General features: G+C 71.6%; 18 protein-coding genes and 1 tRNA gene. 11 read left to right on the top strand and 8 right to left on the bottom strand.

Translation table 11 applies throughout. The annotated features are described in order from the left end of the window. The first annotated feature begins 6 nt into the window (after positions 1 to 6). Positions 7 to 195 (top strand): DUF5703 family protein, encoded by a 189-nt coding sequence (locus tag ACIRDU_RS25155; protein ID WP_403582924.1) that lies wholly within the window; start codon positions 7 to 9, stop codon positions 193 to 195. Between the two features lie 82 nt (positions 196 to 277). Here the strand turns inward: ACIRDU_RS25155 and ACIRDU_RS25150 are convergent, their stop codons facing one another. From ACIRDU_RS25150 to ACIRDU_RS25140, 3 genes are all read right to left on the bottom strand, one after another. Then, the gene (locus tag ACIRDU_RS25150) at positions 278 to 1,120 is read right to left on the bottom strand and encodes a chaplin (protein WP_403582922.1); all 843 of its coding nucleotides are present in this window, start codon (positions 1,118 to 1,120) and stop codon (positions 278 to 280) included. Positions 1,121 to 1,249: 129 nt separating this feature from the next. Further along, on the bottom strand, positions 1,250 to 1,483 hold the full coding sequence (chpH, locus tag ACIRDU_RS25145; RefSeq protein ID WP_030608446.1) for a chaplin ChpH: 234 nt from the start codon (positions 1,481 to 1,483) through the stop codon (positions 1,250 to 1,252). Positions 1,484 to 1,632: 149 nt separating this feature from the next. Further along, entirely contained in the window at positions 1,633 to 2,958 is a 1,326-nt protein-coding gene (locus tag ACIRDU_RS25140) for a M20/M25/M40 family metallo-hydrolase (RefSeq protein ID WP_403582920.1), read from the bottom strand. A 196-nt stretch (positions 2,959 to 3,154) separates the two neighbouring features. Here ACIRDU_RS25140 and ACIRDU_RS25135 point away from each other — a divergent pair. Both ACIRDU_RS25135 and ACIRDU_RS25130 read left to right on the top strand, forming a co-directional pair. Next, positions 3,155 to 3,239 (top strand) — tRNA-Leu (locus tag ACIRDU_RS25135). Between the two features lie 62 nt (positions 3,240 to 3,301). Then, positions 3,302 to 3,676, top strand: coding sequence for a YchJ family protein (locus tag ACIRDU_RS25130; RefSeq protein ID WP_403582918.1), 375 nt, complete (start codon positions 3,302 to 3,304; stop codon positions 3,674 to 3,676). Positions 3,677 to 3,685: 9 nt separating this feature from the next. Here the strand turns inward: ACIRDU_RS25130 and ACIRDU_RS25125 are convergent, their stop codons facing one another. Further along, positions 3,686 to 4,387, bottom strand: a complete 702-nt coding sequence (locus tag ACIRDU_RS25125) for a FadR/GntR family transcriptional regulator (protein ID WP_361310568.1) — start codon at positions 4,385 to 4,387, stop codon at positions 3,686 to 3,688. 138 nt (positions 4,388 to 4,525) lie between these two features. Between ACIRDU_RS25125 and ACIRDU_RS25120 the strand changes: the two genes are divergently transcribed. Genes ACIRDU_RS25120 through ACIRDU_RS25105 form a run of 4 tightly spaced genes read left to right on the top strand, consistent with a single transcriptional unit; the run spans position 4,526 to position 8,325 of the window. Continuing rightward, the gene (locus tag ACIRDU_RS25120; RefSeq protein WP_403582915.1) at positions 4,526 to 5,044 is read left to right on the top strand and encodes a gluconokinase; all 519 of its coding nucleotides are present in this window, start codon (positions 4,526 to 4,528) and stop codon (positions 5,042 to 5,044) included. Between the two features lie 54 nt (positions 5,045 to 5,098). Further along, entirely contained in the window at positions 5,099 to 6,496 is a 1,398-nt protein-coding gene (locus ACIRDU_RS25115; protein WP_403582913.1) for a gluconate:H+ symporter, read from the top strand. A gap of 13 nt (positions 6,497 to 6,509) precedes the next feature. Further along, positions 6,510 to 7,274: an SDR family oxidoreductase gene (locus tag ACIRDU_RS25110; RefSeq protein ID WP_403582911.1), complete on the top strand. Its 765-nt coding sequence runs from the start codon at positions 6,510 to 6,512 to the stop codon at positions 7,272 to 7,274. A 19-nt stretch (positions 7,275 to 7,293) separates the two neighbouring features. Further along, the gene (locus ACIRDU_RS25105; protein WP_403582908.1) at positions 7,294 to 8,325 is read left to right on the top strand and encodes an L-idonate 5-dehydrogenase; all 1,032 of its coding nucleotides are present in this window, start codon (positions 7,294 to 7,296) and stop codon (positions 8,323 to 8,325) included. A 76-nt stretch (positions 8,326 to 8,401) separates the two neighbouring features. Here the strand turns inward: ACIRDU_RS25105 and ACIRDU_RS25100 are convergent, their stop codons facing one another. From ACIRDU_RS25100 to ACIRDU_RS25085, 4 genes are all read right to left on the bottom strand, one after another. Then, positions 8,402 to 9,025 (bottom strand): cytochrome b/b6 domain-containing protein, encoded by a 624-nt coding sequence (locus tag ACIRDU_RS25100; RefSeq protein ID WP_403582907.1) that lies wholly within the window; start codon positions 9,023 to 9,025, stop codon positions 8,402 to 8,404. Further along, the gene (locus ACIRDU_RS25095; RefSeq protein WP_403583234.1) at positions 9,009 to 9,734 is read right to left on the bottom strand and encodes a molybdopterin-dependent oxidoreductase; all 726 of its coding nucleotides are present in this window, start codon (positions 9,732 to 9,734) and stop codon (positions 9,009 to 9,011) included. Before ACIRDU_RS25095 ends, ACIRDU_RS25100 begins: the two co-directional genes overlap by 17 nt. Positions 9,735 to 9,845: 111 nt before the next feature. Continuing rightward, complete coding sequence (locus ACIRDU_RS25090; protein WP_403582904.1) at positions 9,846 to 11,381, bottom strand: APC family permease; 1,536 nt, start codon at positions 11,379 to 11,381, stop codon at positions 9,846 to 9,848. Positions 11,382 to 11,415: 34 nt separating this feature from the next. Beyond that, positions 11,416 to 12,366 carry a hypothetical protein gene (locus ACIRDU_RS25085; protein WP_403582901.1) on the bottom strand — a complete coding sequence of 317 codons (951 nt, stop codon included), beginning with the start codon at positions 12,364 to 12,366 and terminating at the stop codon, positions 11,416 to 11,418. A gap of 363 nt (positions 12,367 to 12,729) precedes the next feature. On the opposite strand from ACIRDU_RS25085, the gene ACIRDU_RS25080 reads away from it, so the two are divergent. From ACIRDU_RS25080 to ACIRDU_RS25065, 4 genes are read left to right on the top strand one after another with little or no spacing between them, the layout of a single operon-like run. Then, the gene (locus tag ACIRDU_RS25080; RefSeq protein ID WP_403582898.1) at positions 12,730 to 13,635 is read left to right on the top strand and encodes a DMT family transporter; all 906 of its coding nucleotides are present in this window, start codon (positions 12,730 to 12,732) and stop codon (positions 13,633 to 13,635) included. Positions 13,636 to 13,681: 46 nt separating this feature from the next. After that, the gene (locus tag ACIRDU_RS25075; RefSeq protein WP_403582896.1) at positions 13,682 to 14,197 is read left to right on the top strand and encodes an NUDIX hydrolase; all 516 of its coding nucleotides are present in this window, start codon (positions 13,682 to 13,684) and stop codon (positions 14,195 to 14,197) included. A 37-nt stretch (positions 14,198 to 14,234) separates the two neighbouring features. Continuing rightward, on the top strand, positions 14,235 to 14,627 hold the full coding sequence (locus ACIRDU_RS25070; RefSeq protein WP_403582893.1) for a YidH family protein: 393 nt from the start codon (positions 14,235 to 14,237) through the stop codon (positions 14,625 to 14,627). Continuing rightward, positions 14,624 to 14,959: a DUF202 domain-containing protein gene (locus ACIRDU_RS25065; RefSeq protein ID WP_403582891.1), complete on the top strand. Its 336-nt coding sequence runs from the start codon at positions 14,624 to 14,626 to the stop codon at positions 14,957 to 14,959. The genes ACIRDU_RS25070 and ACIRDU_RS25065 overlap by 4 nt, the downstream gene beginning before the upstream one ends. Positions 14,960 to 14,967: the final 8 nt, after the last annotated feature.

Here is a 14,967-nt window from a genome sequence, read left to right as displayed (position 1 = left end):
GATGCGATGCCGGAATACGAATTTGTCGACGTGTACGTACCGCGCGGGGTGTCCCGCAAGGAGGCGGCACGTCTGCTGACCGACCATGCGGAGTACGGACACTGGGAGTTGGACCGTCTGGCCCTGCTGCGCGACGGCAGCCGCAAGGTGCGGTTGCGTCGGAGGATCATCCGCCAGGTGCGGGCCACGTGGTGAGCTGAGACGGGCCACGGGAAGAGGCACATGACGGAGCGGGCCCCGCATCGGCGGGGCCCGCTCCGTTTGCGGGGGGGGCGTGTCAGGCCGAGGCGCGCGCCTTGCGGTAGAGGATCGCGCCCGCCAGCAGTGCGCCCGCGCCGGCCGGGAGGGCGAAGCCGAGCGGCAGGTCGCTGCCGGTGCTGGCGAGCTGGGAGTCGCCCTTCGGCTGGGTGACGAACTGGCCGCCCGGCTGGTTTCCGTGCGAGGAGCCGCCCGGGGTGTCGCCGCCGGTGGCGGGCGGGGTGCCCGGGGTACCGGGGTGGCCGGGCTCACCGGGGCTGCCGGGGTGACCCGGGTTGCCGGGCTCACCAGGGTGGCCGGGGTGGCCGGGATCACCCGGGTTTCCGGGGTTCCCTGGATTGCCGGGGTTCCCCGGGTCGCCCGGCCGGCCCGGGGTCTCGTGGCCGCCGCCGGGCGGGTTGCCGTGGTGGCCGCCGCCACCGTTCGCGCAGTCGTTGCCCGTGCTGGAGTTGCCGACACCGATGACGTCGACACTGTTGCCGCAGACGTTCACCGGCACGTGGACCGGCGCCTGGACGTGGTTGCCGGAGCCGACTCCGGGCGAGTCGGAGGCGTGCCCGCCCGCGTGCGAGCCGCCCTTGCCGCCGTGTTCGCCGTGTCCCCCCGCCGACGAGCCACCGCCCTTGTTTTCACACGAGTTGCCCACCGACGGGTTGAGCACACCGATGACGTTGACCGTGTTCCCGCAGACGTTGACCGGCGCGTGCACCGGCGCCTGCACCGAGTTTCCGGAGAGCACGCCCGGCGAGCCCGAAGCGGAGCCCTGGGCGCCCGAGTCGGCGTGCGCGGAGCCGCCCGCGGCGGCGATCACGCCGGTCGCGGCCGCCACGGTCATCAGACCCTTGCGGGTAGCCTGTCGCATTGCTGAATACCTGCCTTCGACCTGTCTCGAATTCTTCTCGAATTCCCCGAAAGAAGCGTTCGGTCCCGGAGCGCATGGCTCGCGCTCCGGGACCGATGGCTATGGACTCCCCTCAGTGAGGGGAAAGCATCACTTGTTGATGCAGGTGTTGCCGAAGGCGGGGTTCAGCAGCCCGATCACGGAGACCGTGTTGCCGCAGACGTTCACCGGGACGTGAACGGGCACCTGAACAACGTTGCCGGACAGGACGCCCGGGGAGTGCACGGCGGCACCCTGAGCACCCGAGTCGGCGACGGCGAGGCCCGCGCCCGCGAGAACCAGCCCACCGGTGGCAGCCGCAGCAGCGACGACCTTCTTGATCATTATTCCTCCTAGTTGGCAAAGCGACCCATCTTGCGATCGCATTACCTGTAACGAGGAGGGAGTAATGAGGCTACGAGCTTATCGTCGCATTCACTCTTCCCAGTCGATTCCGTACGCGCGACCGAATACCACCGTTTCGCAGGGCTGTTTCAGGACGCGTCGATGAACCGGTCGAGCACCCGTACGCCGAACTTGAGGCCGTCCACCGGCACCCGCTCGTCCACGCCGTGGAACATGCCGGCGAAGTCCAGCTCCGGCGGCAGCTTCAGCGGTACGAAGCCGAAGCCGCGGATGCCCAGGTCGTCGAAGGACTTCGCGTCCGTGCCGCCGGAGAGCATGTAGGGAATCGCCTTGGCGGTCGGGTCCTCGGCCAGCAGCGCGGACTGCATCGCCGCCACGAGCGCCCCGTCGAAGGTGGTCTCGACGGCCTTGTCGGCATGGACGTCCTCGCGCCGCACCTTCGGGCCGAGGATCCGGTCGAGGTCGGTGAGGAACTCCTCCTCGTATCCGGGCAGGAACCGTCCGTCGACGTGGGCGGTCGCCTCGCCCGGGATGACGTTGACCTTGTAGCCGGCACCGAGCTGGGTGGGGTTGGCCGTGTTGCTCAGGGTCGCGCCGATGAGCTTGGCGATGCCGCCGAGCTTGGCGAGGGTGGACTCCATGTCCTCGGGGTCGAGCTCCGTACCGAAGGCGTCCCCGAGTTCGTCGAGGAAGGCGCGGGTGGTCTTGGTGACCCGCACCGGGAACTTGTGCCGCCCCAGTCGCGCGACGGCTTCCGACAGCTCGGTGATCGCGTTGTCCCGGTGGATCATCGACCCGTGCCCCGCCGTGCCGGCCACGGTGAGCTTCATCCAGTGCATGCCCTTCTCGGCCGTCTGGATCAGGTAGAGCCGGCGCTGCTCGCTCACGGTGAACGAGAAGCCGCCCACCTCGCTGATCGCCTCGGTGACGCCCTCGAACAGGTCCGGGTGGTTGCGGACGAGGTGCTTGGCGCCGTACGTGCCGCCGGCCTCCTCGTCGGCGAGGAACGCGAGGACGATGTCGCGCGGGGGCTTGCGCCCGCTGCGCAGCCGGTCGCGGACGACCGCGAGGGTCATCGCGTCCATGTCCTTCATGTCGACGGCCCCGCGGCCCCACACGCAGCCGTCGGCGACCTCGCCGGAGAAGGGGTGGTGGGTCCAGTCGTCCGCGTTGGCCGGTACGACGTCGGTGTGGCCGTGGATGAGGAGCGCGGGCCGGGAGGGGTCCTCGCCCTCGATCCGCGCCACGGTGGAGGCGCGGCCGGGGTGGGACTCGAAGATCTGCGGATCGAGCCCGACCTCGGCGAGCTTCTCGGCGACGTACTCGGCCGCCTTGCGCTCGCCCGGACCCGAGTGGTCTCCGTAGTTGCTGGTGTCGATCTGGATCAGCTCGCGGCAGAGGTCCACGACCTCGTCCTCGCCGGTGACGCTCCTGGCCGTGTCCGTCTCGCTCACGTGCTTCCTCCCGCTGTCACTGCTGGTGGGTCCCCCTCATCCTCCCTCTCCCGCGCTCGCACCCCAAGAGCACTCCCGGCCCGTCACACGCCGTTCACGCCTCGCCGGGAGGCGGACGGGGGGTGATCGGCCACCCCGGAAAGCCTGGTAATGTTTACGTCGTCGCCGCGGGGAGAACCCACGCGACAGACACCTTGTCCGGGTGGCGGAATGGCAGACGCGCTAGCTTGAGGTGCTAGTGCCCTTTATCGGGCGTGGGGGTTCAAGTCCCCCCTCGGACACATGAGGCTGAGGGCCGTGACCGCGAGGTCACGGCCCTCAGGCGTGCCCAGGGAGGGTGACCATGACCAGGCGTTCCTGCCCGTGCGGGCTCCCCGAGGTCTACGAGGCGTGCTGCGGCCGGTTCCACTCCGGGGCCGCTGCCGCGCCGACCGCCGAGGCGTTGATGCGGTCGCGGTACTGCGCTTTCGTGAAGGGCGACGCCGGGTATCTCCTGCGGACCTGGCATCCGCGGACGCGGCCGGGGCGGCTGGAGCTGGATCCGGGGATGCGGTGGACCGGGCTGGAGATCCTGGGCACGAGCGACGGGACCGCGTTCCACTCCACCGGGACCGTGGAGTTCCGGGCGTCGTACCGGGGTGGTTCGCTGCACGAATCGAGCCGGTTCGAGCGGGTCGACGGGGCCTGGGTGTACGTCGACGGCGAGTTTCTGCCGTAGGGGGGGGTGCTACGGCGCCAGGATGTCGAGTTCCTGGAGGGCGCCGACCGTGATCTCGCGGGTCAGCTCCTCCGCGCGAGTGGCGTCGCCGGCCCGGACCGCTTCGGCGACCTGGACGTGCAGGGTGACGGCGGCCGGGTCGGGGTCCTCGAACATCACATCGTGCTGGGTGCGGCCGGTGAGGACCTCGGCGACGACGTCCCCGAGGCGGGCGAACATCTCGTTGCCGGAGGCGGCCAGGATGACGCGGTGGAAGGCGACGTCGTGCAGGAGGTACCCCTCCAGCTTGTGACCGCGTGAGTGGGCGACCATGCCGAGGGCGCACTCGGTGAGTTCCGCGCACTGCTCCGATGTGGCGTGCCGGGCGGCGAGACCGGCCGCGACCGGTTCGATCGCCGAGCGCAGCACCGTGAGGGACCGCAACTGCCGGGGGCGGTCGGCGCCGGCCAGACGCCAGCGGATGACCTGCGGGTCGTAGACGTTCCACTCGGACTTCGGGCGGACGGTCACACCGACGCGGCGGCGGGACTCGACCAGGTACATGGACTCCAGTACGCGGACCGCCTCACGCATCACGGAGCGCGACACATCGAAACGCTGGGCCAGTTCGTCCGTGCGCAGGACGCTGCCCGGCGGGTACTCACCCGCCGTGATCTCGGGGCCGAGGGTGTCCAGTACATGGCCGTGCAGCCCCCGGCCCGGTGTGCTCATGCACTCAGCGTACGGGGTAGATCACGGAGACAAAAAGTCAGACTTAATCATCACGGCCTCTTGAATTCGTCGTACCTAATGGGTTTCAGTTGCGTCGACATCACGTGTCGACCTCGGACAGCAGACAGTGAGGCAGCGATGAACACCCCCCATGTCGTCGTGGTCATGGGCGTAGCGGGCACCGGCAAGACCACCATCGGTCCCCTGCTCGCGGCCCGGCTCGGCGTTCCGTACGCCGAGGGCGACGACTTCCACCCGCCGGCCAACATCGCCAAGATGTCGGCCGGTATCCCGCTCACCGACGAGGACCGCCTGCCCTGGCTCGATGCCATCGGCGAGTGGGCGCACGGGCGGGCCGGGCTCGGCGGGGTGGTCAGCTGCTCGGCGCTGAAGCGGTCGTACCGCGACCGGCTGCGGGCCGCCGCGCCCGGCGTGGTCTTCGTGCACCTCACGGGTGACCGCGCGCTGATCGAGGACCGGATGTCGCACCGGCAGGGTCACTTCATGCCCACGGCGCTGCTCGACTCCCAGTTCGCCACGCTCCAGCCCCTCGCGGCGGACGAGGCGGGGGTCGGGGTGGACGTCGCGGGCGGCCCGGAGGAGATCACCGAGCGGGCGGCGCACGCCCTGCGGGACCTCCCCGAGCCCGTCCAGTAGCCCCTGGCGGTTTCCCCTCCCCCTCCCCTTCTCCCCAACGCAAGGGAACCCACCGTGACCAGACTCAGCGTCGAGATGCTGGCAGCGGACGCACCCGAGCCGATCACCTCGGCCGGCCACGCTCAGCTGGGCATCGCCGTCCTGGCGGGCATCGCCGTCATCGTCCTGCTCATCACGAAGTTCAAGCTGCACGCCTTCCTGGCACTGACCATCGGGTCACTGACGCTCGGCGCGATCGCCGGGGCGCCGCTGGACAAGGTGCTCACCAGCTTCAGCGCCGGCCTCGGCACCACCGTCGCGGGCGTCGGCGTGCTGATCGCCCTCGGGGCGATCCTCGGCAAGATGCTCGCCGACTCCGGCGGCGCCGACCAGATCGTCGACACCATCCTCGACCGGGCCGGCGGACGGTCGATGCCGTGGGCGATGGTGCTGATCGCCTCCGTGATCGGGCTGCCGCTGTTCTTCGAGGTCGGCATAGTGCTGCTGATCCCGGTCGTGCTGATGGTCGCCAAGCGCGGCAACTACTCGCTGATGCGCATCGGCATCCCGGCGCTCGCGGGCCTGTCCGTGATGCACGGCCTGGTGCCGCCGCACCCCGGTCCGCTGGTCGCGATCGACGCGGTCGGCGCCGACCTCGGCATCACGCTGGCGCTCGGTGTCCTCGTCGCCATCCCGACCGTGATCATCGCCGGTCCGGTGTTCTCGAAGTACGCGGCCCGCTGGGTCGACGTCCCCGCCCCCGAGAAGATGATCCCGCAGCGCGCCTCCGAGGAGCTCGACAAGCGCCCCGGCTTCGGCGCGACGCTCTTCACCGTGCTGCTCCCGGTGATTCTGATGCTCGCCAAGGCACTGGTCGACATCGTCGTGGACGACCCCGAGAACCCGGTGCAGCGCGTCTTCGACGTCATCGGCGCCCCGATGATCGCCCTGCTCGCCTCGGTGCTGGTCGGCATCTTCACGCTGCTGCGGCCCGCCGGGTTCTCCAAGGAGCGGATCTCGCCGCTCGTCGAGAAGAGCCTCATGCCCATCGCTGGCATCCTGCTGATCGTCGGCGCGGGCGGCGGCTTCAAGCAGACGCTGATCGACACCGGCGTGGGCCGGATGGTCCTGGACATCTCCGAGGACTGGGCGATCCCCGCGCTGCTGCTGGCCTGGCTGATCGCGGTGGTGATCCGCCTCGCGACCGGTTCGGCGACGGTGGCCACGGTCTCGGCCGCCGGTCTGGTCGCCCCGCTCGCGGCCGACATGTCGAGCACGCACGCGGCCCTCCTCGTCCTGGCCATCGGCGCCGGCTCGCTGTTCTTCAGCCACGTCAACGACGCCGGGTTCTGGATGGTGAAGGAGTACTTCGGCCTCAGCGTCGGCCAGAACATCAAGACCTGGTCCGTCATGGAGACGATCATCTCGGTGGTCGCGGGCGGCATCGTCCTGCTGTTGTCCCTCGTGATCTAGGAGTGCCGCGGCGATGACGGCTCATCCACTCTTCGACATCGGCGGCCGCACGGCCCTGGTCACCGGCTCCAGCCGGGGCATCGGACTCGCCCTCGCGCGCGGTCTGGCGGAGGCCGGCTGCACGGTCGTCCTGAACGGACGTGACAAGGACCGGCTCGCCGAGGCCGCCGCCGGGCTGCCCGGTGACCGGGTGCACACGGCCGCGTTCGACGTGACCGACGGATCCTCGGTGGCCTCGGGGGTCGCCGAGGTCGAGGAGCGGGTGGGCCCGCTCGACATCCTGGTCAACAACGCGGGCATGCAACTGCGCGCTCCGCTGCTGGAGTTCGGCGAGTCCGACTGGCACCGGATCCTGGACACCAACCTGACCAGTGCCTTCCTGGTCGGGCGTGAGGCGGCGCGCCGGATGACGGAACGTCGCCACGGAAAGATCATCAACATCTGCTCGCTGCAGAGCGAGGTGGTACGGCCCGGCATCGCGCCGTACGCCGCCACCAAGGGCGCGCTGAAGATGCTCACCAAAGGCATGTGCGCGGACTGGGGTCCGAGCGGTGTGCAGGTGAACGGGCTCGGGCCGGGCTACATCGAGACCGAGCTGACCCGGCCGCTGGTGGAGGACGAGGAGTTCAGCTCCTGGGTGCGGCGGCGCACCCCGGCCGGACGCTGGGGCCGTACGCAGGACCTGGTGGGCGGGGTGCTGTTCCTCGCCTCCCCCGCGGCGGACTTCGTCAGCGGGCAGGTGCTGTATGTCGACGGCGGTATGACGAGCGTGCTGTGACTGCCGGGAGGCGGCTGTGATGCTGGGTTGTGTGATTCACGGTCAGGGCGATCTGCGGGTGGCGGAGTTGCCGGTGCCGCAGCCCGGGCCGGGGCAGGCGCTGGTCACCGTCCGGTACGGCGGGGTGTGCGGGTCCGATCTGCACTACTGGCGGCACGGCGGGGTCGGTGACTTCCGGCTGCGGGAGCCGATGGTGCTCGGGCACGAGGTCGTGGGGACCGTCGTCGAGTACGGCGCCGGGGCGTCGGGCCCGGCCCCGGGTACGGCTGTCGCCGTGCATCCGGCCGGCCCGTGCGGGGTGTGCCCTGACTGCGCGGACGGACGGCGCAACGTGTGCCGGGACACGCGGTATCTCGGGAGTGCGGCGCGGTTTCCGCATGTGCAGGGGGGTTTCGCGGCTCAGGTGGTCGTGCCGTGCGGACAGCTGCGGGCGCTGCCGGACGGGCTGGAGCCGCGGCGGGCGGCGCTGACCGAGCCCTTGTCGGTCGCTCTGCACGCGGTGCGGCGGGCCGGGGACGTGGCGGGGCGGCATGTGCTGGTGACGGGCGCCGGGCCCATCGGGTGTCTGGTGGTCGCGGCGGCGAAGGCGGCCGGGGCCGCGCACGTCACCGTCTCGGATCTGCTGCCCGAGGCGCTGGAGTACGCGCGGATCGCCGGGGCCGGGACGGTCGTGCGAGCCGATGATCCTGATGACCGCGGGTGGCCGGACGAGGTCGATGTGGCCGTCGAGGCGTCCGGGGTCGCGGCGGGGCTCGACACCTGCCTGCGACGGGTGCGGCGGGGTGGGGTCGTCGTGCAGCTGGGGATGCTGCCGGCGGGGCACAGCCCGTTCGCGGGGAACCTGGTGGTGAGCCGGGAGATCGAGCTGCGCGGGGCGTTTCGCTTCGACCGTGAGTTCGATGACGCGCTGGTGTTGCTGGCCGGGGAGCCGGCGTTCGACGGTCTGATCAGTGCGGTGGTTCCCGTGAGGGAGGCCGAGTCCGCGTTTGCGCTGGCCGCCGATCGGAGTCGGTCCTGCAAGGTGCTGTTGGATTTCGCCCCGGCGCCGTAGGGCTGTGTGCCGTCGGGCGGGTGCGGGTGCGTTGTGGTTGATCGCGCAGTTCCCCGCGCCCCTGAGGGAATGATGCCTATGGGCGCCACAAGGGGTGCTCTTGGTCTGCCCAGGCTCTGCTCACCTTGCCCGTGCGCATGCCCCTTCTGGATTCCGGGTCCGCCAGGGCCATGCCGATGTGCCCGGCCAGGACGATGCCGATGGTGAGGGCCAGCCAGTCGTGGACGAAGGTGGCGCTGGTGCGCCAGAGCAGGGGGGTGAGGTGGGTGAACCACATCATCAGGCCCGTGGCGAGCATGACCAGCGTGGCGCCGGCGATCCAGGCCGCGTAGAGCTTCTGCCCGGCGTTGAACTTGGCCGCGGGGCGGGCCGCGTGGCGTTTGTCGCGGCGCAGGGCGGCGCGCAGCCAGGTGCGGTCGTGCGGGCCGAAGCGGTTGAGGCGGCCGAGGTCGGCGCGGAAGGCACGGGAGGCGAGACCGGCCAGGACGGGGACGGGCAGGGCGAGGCCCGACCACTGGTGCAGGGTGACGACCAGGGCGCGGCGGCCGACGATTTCGGCGAGCTGGGGGATGTAGAGGCAGGCCGCCGTGAGGACGCAGAGACCCATCAGCGCGGCCGTGGTGCGGTGGATCCAGCGCTGGGCGGTGGTGAAGCGGCGCACGTCGACCGTGGCCGGCGGTGTGTCAGCTCGTAGGGTCATCGTCCCGTCCGTTCGAGCGGCCCACCCAGGCGTCGACGTCGTATCCGCGCTTCTCCCAGTAGCCCGGCCGGACCTCGTCGGTGACGGTGATGCCGGAGAGCCACTTGGCGGACTTGTAGAAGTACATGGGCGCCACGTAGAGGCGGACCGGGCCGCCGTGGGAGTGACCGAGGTCCTTGTCCTGCATGCGCAGGGCGACCAGGACGTCCGCGCGTCGGGCCTGGTCGAGGGTGAGGCTCTCGGTGTACGTGCCGTCGAAGCAGGTGAAGCGGACGGCCTTGGCCGTGGGACGGACCCGGGCGGCATCCAGGAGCCGGGACAGGCGTACACCTTCGAAGGGGGTGTCGGGGACGCGCCAGCCCGTGACGCACTGGACGTCGCGGACCAGTCGGGTCTGGGGCAGGGCCTTGAGGTCGTCGAGGGTGTAGGTGGTGGGGCGGTCGACCAGGCCGTCCACGGTGAGGCGGTAGTCGGCGGCGTTCTTGCGCGGGACGGACGAGGCGACCGAGTAGTAGCGGAAGCCGCCGCCGTTCGGGAGCAGGCCGGTCAGTCCGGTGGGGTCCTTGTCGGCCGCGCCGCCGAGGAAGCCCTCCAGGCCGCGTTGCAGCGGCGGCGCGGCGACCACGCCTGCGGCGCCCAGCGCGAGGGTGCCGAGAAAGACGCGGCGGCCGATCGGGGTCCCCCGCTCCTCGGGGTGCTCGTCGTTCACACCCTGATGTACGTCCTCGTTCACATACTCATTCGAACACCCGCGGCCCCGGTACGACAGGGATCGCGGGTGCTCGTCAGACTTCCGTAACCACTTCTTACGTGGGCCGCCTCAGGAGGAGGCCGCCTTGTCCAGCTGGAACGCCTCGTTGCCGAGGCCGATCCGGGCGTGCTTCTCGGGGGCGCGGGCGCGCAGCACCAGGCCCAGGACGACGCCGGCGAGCGCGGCGAGGCCGATGGTGCCGGGCAGCACCCAGCTCAGCGCGGAACCGGGGCCGGCGCCGACCAGCACCTCGAAGTCCTTCACGGTGTAGCCGGCGATCACCAGCAGGGCGATGCCCGCCAGCACGGACGTGACCAGCCGCCAGGCCTGGGTGCCGGCGGCGCCGCGGCGGACGAAGAAGACGACGACGGACAGGGAGGCCGCCGCCATCAGCACGATCACGCCGAGGGCGCCGATGTTGCCGAACCAGGTGAACAGCTGCAGGACGGGCGCGGTCGGGTCGCCGACCGGCTTGTCGTCGGCGATCGCGAAGGCCGCCACGACCACCACGGCCACGACGGTCTGGAGCAGTGAGCCGGTGCCCGGGGCGCCGCTGCTGCCGCTGGTGCGGCCGAAGGCGGCGGGCAGCAGGCCCTCGCGGCCCATGGCGAAGGCGTAGCGGGCGACGACGTTGTGAAAGCTGAGCAGCGCGGCGAACATGCCGGTCACGAACAGCACGTGCAGGACGTCCGTGAAGGTGCCGCCTAGGCGGGACTCGGTGAGGAAGAACAGCAGTCCGGCGCTCTGCTTCTGGGCCGTGCCGACGATCGCGGAGGGGCCGGTGGCGACGGTCAGGGCCCAGGAGCTCAGCGCGAAGAAGACGGCGACCCCGCCGACGGCGAGGAACATCACGCGCGGCACCAGGACGTGCGGGCGGCTGGTCTCCTCGGCGTAGACGGGGGCCTGCTCGAAGCCGAGGAACGCGGCGATGCAGAAGCACAGCGCGGTGCCGACGCCCGCGCCGGTGAGGGTGTCGGGGTTGAAGGCGTGCAGCGACAGGCCCTCCTTGCCCGGGTCGGCGAGTGCGGCCACGTCGAAGACGACGACCAGGAGCACCTCGATGACGAGGAGTACGCCGAGCACGCGGGCGTTGACGTCGATCTTGAGCCAGCCCAGCAGCCCGACGGCGAGCGCGGCCACGAGCGCCGGTATCCACCAGGCGATCTCCACGTCGGCGTAGGTGGCGAGGAGCCCGGAGACCTCGAAGCCGAAGATGCCGTAGATGCCGACCTGGAGCGCGTTGTAGGCGACCAGGGCCACCAGTGCGGCGCCCGCGCCGGCGGTGCCGCCGAGGCCCCGGGAGATGTACGCGTAGAAGGCGCCCGCGTTGTGGACGTGGCGGCTCATCTCGGCATATCCGACGCTGAACAGGATCAGGACGACGCCGAGGACGACGAAGAGCAGCGGCTGGCCGACGATGCCCATGACCGCGAATGTCGTGGGCATGACACCCGCGACGACCATGAGGGGGGCGGTCGCGGCGAGCACGGAGAGCAGCAGTCCCCCGGTCCCGAGCCGGTCGGCGCGCAGGGCGCGCTCCTGCCCCTTGAACGTACTGATGCCGCCGGAGGCGGTTGTGCTCGTTCTCGAACTGTCCGTGGTCATCGGCGGAGCGTCCTCACTCTTCGGGTCGGGGGTGTCAGGCCGTGCCGAGCGCGCCCGCGCGGGCGGCGGCGAAGGCGGTGTGCGGGTCGCGGTCCGGGTACGACCAGGGGGCCGGGGTGGCGTGGCGACCGATCCGGTGGAACAGCGCGGCGGCCTCGGCGCCCCGCCCCTCGCAGAACTTGGCGTGGGCGAGGAAGTTGAGGTCGACCAGCCGCCGCGGGTGCCCCTCCAGCTCCCACTCCAGCCACCAGTCGAAGGCCGCCTTCATGACCTGCCGGGCGCGGCGGCCCGTCCAGTGGCCGGAGGCGGCCGGGTCGGCGGATTCGTGCCCGGCGGCGGCCAGCGCGCGGTAGCGCTCGGCGTGCGCGATGACCGGCAGGATCGCGAGCGGTGAGTCGGCCGGTGCCTGCTCGGCGGCCCAGGTGGCGAAGTCGTAGACCTCGTGCAGCGGGTCCGGGCCGGCCTCGGTGCGGCGGCCGGCGAGCCGGGCGACCATCAGGTGGTGGGCGTGGTGGTGGTCGGCGTACCGGCCGCGGACCGCCTCGAAGGTGCGGACCACGTCCTGGTCGCTGCCGACCGCGCACTCCAGCAGGAGCAGGCCGAGCCAGGGGGTGGGGTCGGCCGGGACACGGGCCGCGGCGGCCTGGCATGCCTCGCGGGCACGGACCGGCTTTGCCTTGCCGCGCAGGACGCGCCGGACCTCGGCGAGGGCGAGCAGGACGGAGGCGTCGGCGGACTCGGGTTCGGCGAGCAGCCACTCCCGGGCCCACGCGGCGCAGTAGGACTCACGCGCGAGGACGGTGACACGGTGGCCGCGCCGGTCCCAGTCGTCACCGGTGTGGACCAGGAGGGAACGGGCGCTCTGCCAACGGCCCTGCGCCAGCGCGGCGCGGGCGGCGACGAGGTCGGCGTCGTCGAGGGCCTCGTCGAAGGCCTGCGCGGCACGCCTGCGGCCGCGGCCGAGGGGAGGCGGGGGTGGGGACACCGCGGAACTTCCTCACGCGCTCTTCTTGTGTTTCGGCTCACGGCGGCAGAGGGAGCGCGTATGTGCGCATTGCCATGAACTGATCACAGACAGCCAACCCTCAGCCAATGGTCGCCGTCAAGGGCCGCAAGAGCGTTACACGCGTCAACTGCCGCCACTTGTGAGGGTTTTGTGATCTGGGGGGCGAGAGAGACAGGTGGCTCGTGGTCCGATTTTTCCCTTTCACCCTTTGTGACGCACGTCATGGCGTGGGCTGCCACCGCCCCCGACGATGGCATGACGTACGGGCGCGCCGGGCGGAGCCGGCCGGTACAGTCGGCCCCTACGCAACCGTGACCCGACCTGACGATCGAGGTACACCGCGTGTCGGTTCTAGTTCTGGCGCTCGCCCTGGGTGCCGCCTGCTGTCTGGGCTTCGGATTCGTCCTCCAGCAGAACGCGGCTCAGCGGGCCCCGCTGAGCGACTTCCTCTCCTTCCGGCTGCTGATCGACCTCGTGAAGGTGCCGCGCTGGCTCGGCGGCATCGCGCTGATGGTGGTCGGCATGGGGCTCGGAGCCGCCGCGCTGGGGCAGGGTGAGCTGTCGCTCGTGGAGCCGCTGCTGGCGACGAACCTGCTCTTCGCGCTCGCACTCTCCCGCAGGCAGACCCGGCAGCCGCTGGGCCGCCAGGGCTGGGCGGGCCTGTTGCTGCTGGCCGGCGGGGTGACCGCGTTCATCGTGGCGGGCCGGCCGGAGGGCGGCGCCGCGACGGCCGATCCGGTGCGGCAGTGGGTGATCATCGGGGTCATGATCGGGCTCGCCCTGCTGCTCACGACGCACGGCAAGCGGTCCCGGCTGAGTTCCGGTCCGGTGCTTCTGGCCCTGGCCGCCGGGCTGCTCTACGGCGTGCAGGACGCGCTGACCCGGGTCAGCGGGCAGAAGGCCGCCGCGGGCGGCTTCGCCGAGCTGCTCACCGGCTGGGAGCCGTACGCGGTGCTCGTGCTGGGCGTCACGGGGCTGGTCCTGGTGCAGAGCGCGTTCGAGACCGCGTCGCTGCGCAAGTCGCTGCCCGCCCTGACCGCGGCCCAGCCGCTCGCCGGGATCGTCTGCGGCGTCGGCTTCCTGGGCGACCGGCTGCGCACCGACGCGGTGGCCCTGAGCTGGGAGGCCGGCGGCCTGCTGGCCGTGGTCGCCGGGATCGTGCTGCTGGGCCTGCATCCGGCGATGCCGCAGGGGGCACCGGAGCGGGCGCGGGTGGCCGCACCCGCGGTGAGCCCGGCCTCCTCCTGACGGGCCCGTCACCCGCCGCAGGCGCGCGCCCTGCTTGGATGAGGGCATGAGCGCTGCTGACGAGATCCTCGACATCGTCGACGAGAACGACCAGGTCATCGGGCAGTCCCCGCGCGGCGAGGCCTACGCCCGGGGTCTGCGCCATCGCTGCGTGTTCATCCAGGCCCGGGACGCCGAGGGCCGCGTCTTCGTGCACCGGCGCACCCCCACCAAGCTGGTCTTCCCCTCCCTCTACGACATGTTCGTCGGCGGAGTCGTCGGCGCGGGCGAGTCCTACGACACGGCGGCCCTGCGCGAGGCCGAGGAGGAGCTCGGCGTGACCGGCCTCCCGCAGCCGCGGTACCTCGGCAAGTTCCTCTACGACAACGGCTCCGGGCAGAGCTGGTGGTCGGCGGTCTACGAGGTCCGCTGCGAACGTCCCGTGAAGCCGCAGGTCGAAGAGGTGGCCTGGCACGACTTCCTGACCGAGGCCGAGATCGAGCGGCGCCTGGGCGACTGGGAGTGGGTGCCGGACGGGCTGGCGGCGTACGAGCGGCTCAAGGCGTTCCGGTCGGCCGGCTGAAGCGGAGACGGTCCGGGCCCCGGGTAGGGTCGCGCACGTGATCGAGTTCGTGCGGAACGTCCGGTTGTGGTTCGCGCCCGCGGAGGTCCGGCAGGACGGCGAGACGCCCGACTACCGGTTCTCGCTGGCGAACGAACGCACCTTCCTGGCCTGGCTGCGCACCGCGCTCGCGCTGATCGGCGGCGGCTTCGCCGTGGACCAGTTCCTGCCGGACCTGCGCTGGGCCTGGCGGGTCGGGCTGGCGCTCGCGCTGCTGGCCGCGGGGGTGCTGTGCTCGCTGCGGGCCGTCAACCACTGGGTGCGGTGCGAGCGGGCCATGCGCCGGGGTGAGGATCTGCCGGTGTCCCGGTTCCCGGCGCTGCTGAGCCTCGTCGTCGCGGTCGTGGCGGTCGCCATGGTCCTGGTGGTGCTCGTGGGGTGGGAGGGGTGAGCACACCGGCCGCCCCGCGGCAGGACCCCGACCGTGATCCCGGGCTCCAGCCCGAGCGGACCCGGCTCGCGTGGCGGCGTACGACATTGTCGGGCACGGTCGTCGCCGTGCTCGCGGTGAAGACCGTGCTGCACGGCGGGGCGTCGGCGGCCGGGGTCGCCGCGTGCGCCCTGAGCTGTGCGCTCTGGCTGGGTTTCCTCGGCGTCGCCCACCGCCGGATCCGCACCCTCGCGGCCGGGCCGAGCCCCGTGGCGTTCGCGCCCCGGCACGCGGCGGCCGCGGTGCTGTGCACGGTGGCGATGGCGGTGTGCGGGGCCGCCCTCGTTCTCTAGGGCACCCC

It is taken from the genome of Streptomyces sp. NPDC093598 (genome assembly GCF_044764825.1).
Classification (GTDB): domain Bacteria; phylum Actinomycetota; class Actinomycetes; order Streptomycetales; family Streptomycetaceae; genus Streptomyces.
This window is presented reverse-complemented; position numbering and strand designations above follow the sequence as displayed.

Bases quoted from the DNA above. Each gene is read 5' to 3' on its own strand.
- ACIRDU_RS25155 (WP_403582924.1), top strand. From the start codon at position 7: ATGCCGGAATACGAATTTGTCGACGTGTACGTACCGCGCGGGGTGTCC.
- ACIRDU_RS25150 (WP_403582922.1), bottom strand. From the start codon at position 1,120: ATGCGACAGGCTACCCGCAAGGGTCTGATGACCGTGGCGGCCGCGACC.
- chpH (WP_030608446.1), bottom strand. From the start codon at position 1,483: ATGATCAAGAAGGTCGTCGCTGCTGCGGCTGCCACCGGTGGGCTGGTT.
- ACIRDU_RS25130 (WP_403582918.1), top strand. From the start codon at position 3,302: ATGACCAGGCGTTCCTGCCCGTGCGGGCTCCCCGAGGTCTACGAGGCG.
- ACIRDU_RS25125 (WP_361310568.1), bottom strand. From the start codon at position 4,387: ATGAGCACACCGGGCCGGGGGCTGCACGGCCATGTACTGGACACCCTC.
- ACIRDU_RS25120 (WP_403582915.1), top strand. From the start codon at position 4,526: ATGAACACCCCCCATGTCGTCGTGGTCATGGGCGTAGCGGGCACCGGC.
- ACIRDU_RS25110 (WP_403582911.1), top strand. From the start codon at position 6,510: ATGACGGCTCATCCACTCTTCGACATCGGCGGCCGCACGGCCCTGGTC.
- ACIRDU_RS25105 (WP_403582908.1), top strand. From the start codon at position 7,294: ATGCTGGGTTGTGTGATTCACGGTCAGGGCGATCTGCGGGTGGCGGAG.
- ACIRDU_RS25100 (WP_403582907.1), bottom strand. From the start codon at position 9,025: ATGACCCTACGAGCTGACACACCGCCGGCCACGGTCGACGTGCGCCGC.
- ACIRDU_RS25090 (WP_403582904.1), bottom strand. From the start codon at position 11,381: ATGACCACGGACAGTTCGAGAACGAGCACAACCGCCTCCGGCGGCATC.
- ACIRDU_RS25075 (WP_403582896.1), top strand. From the start codon at position 13,682: ATGAGCGCTGCTGACGAGATCCTCGACATCGTCGACGAGAACGACCAG.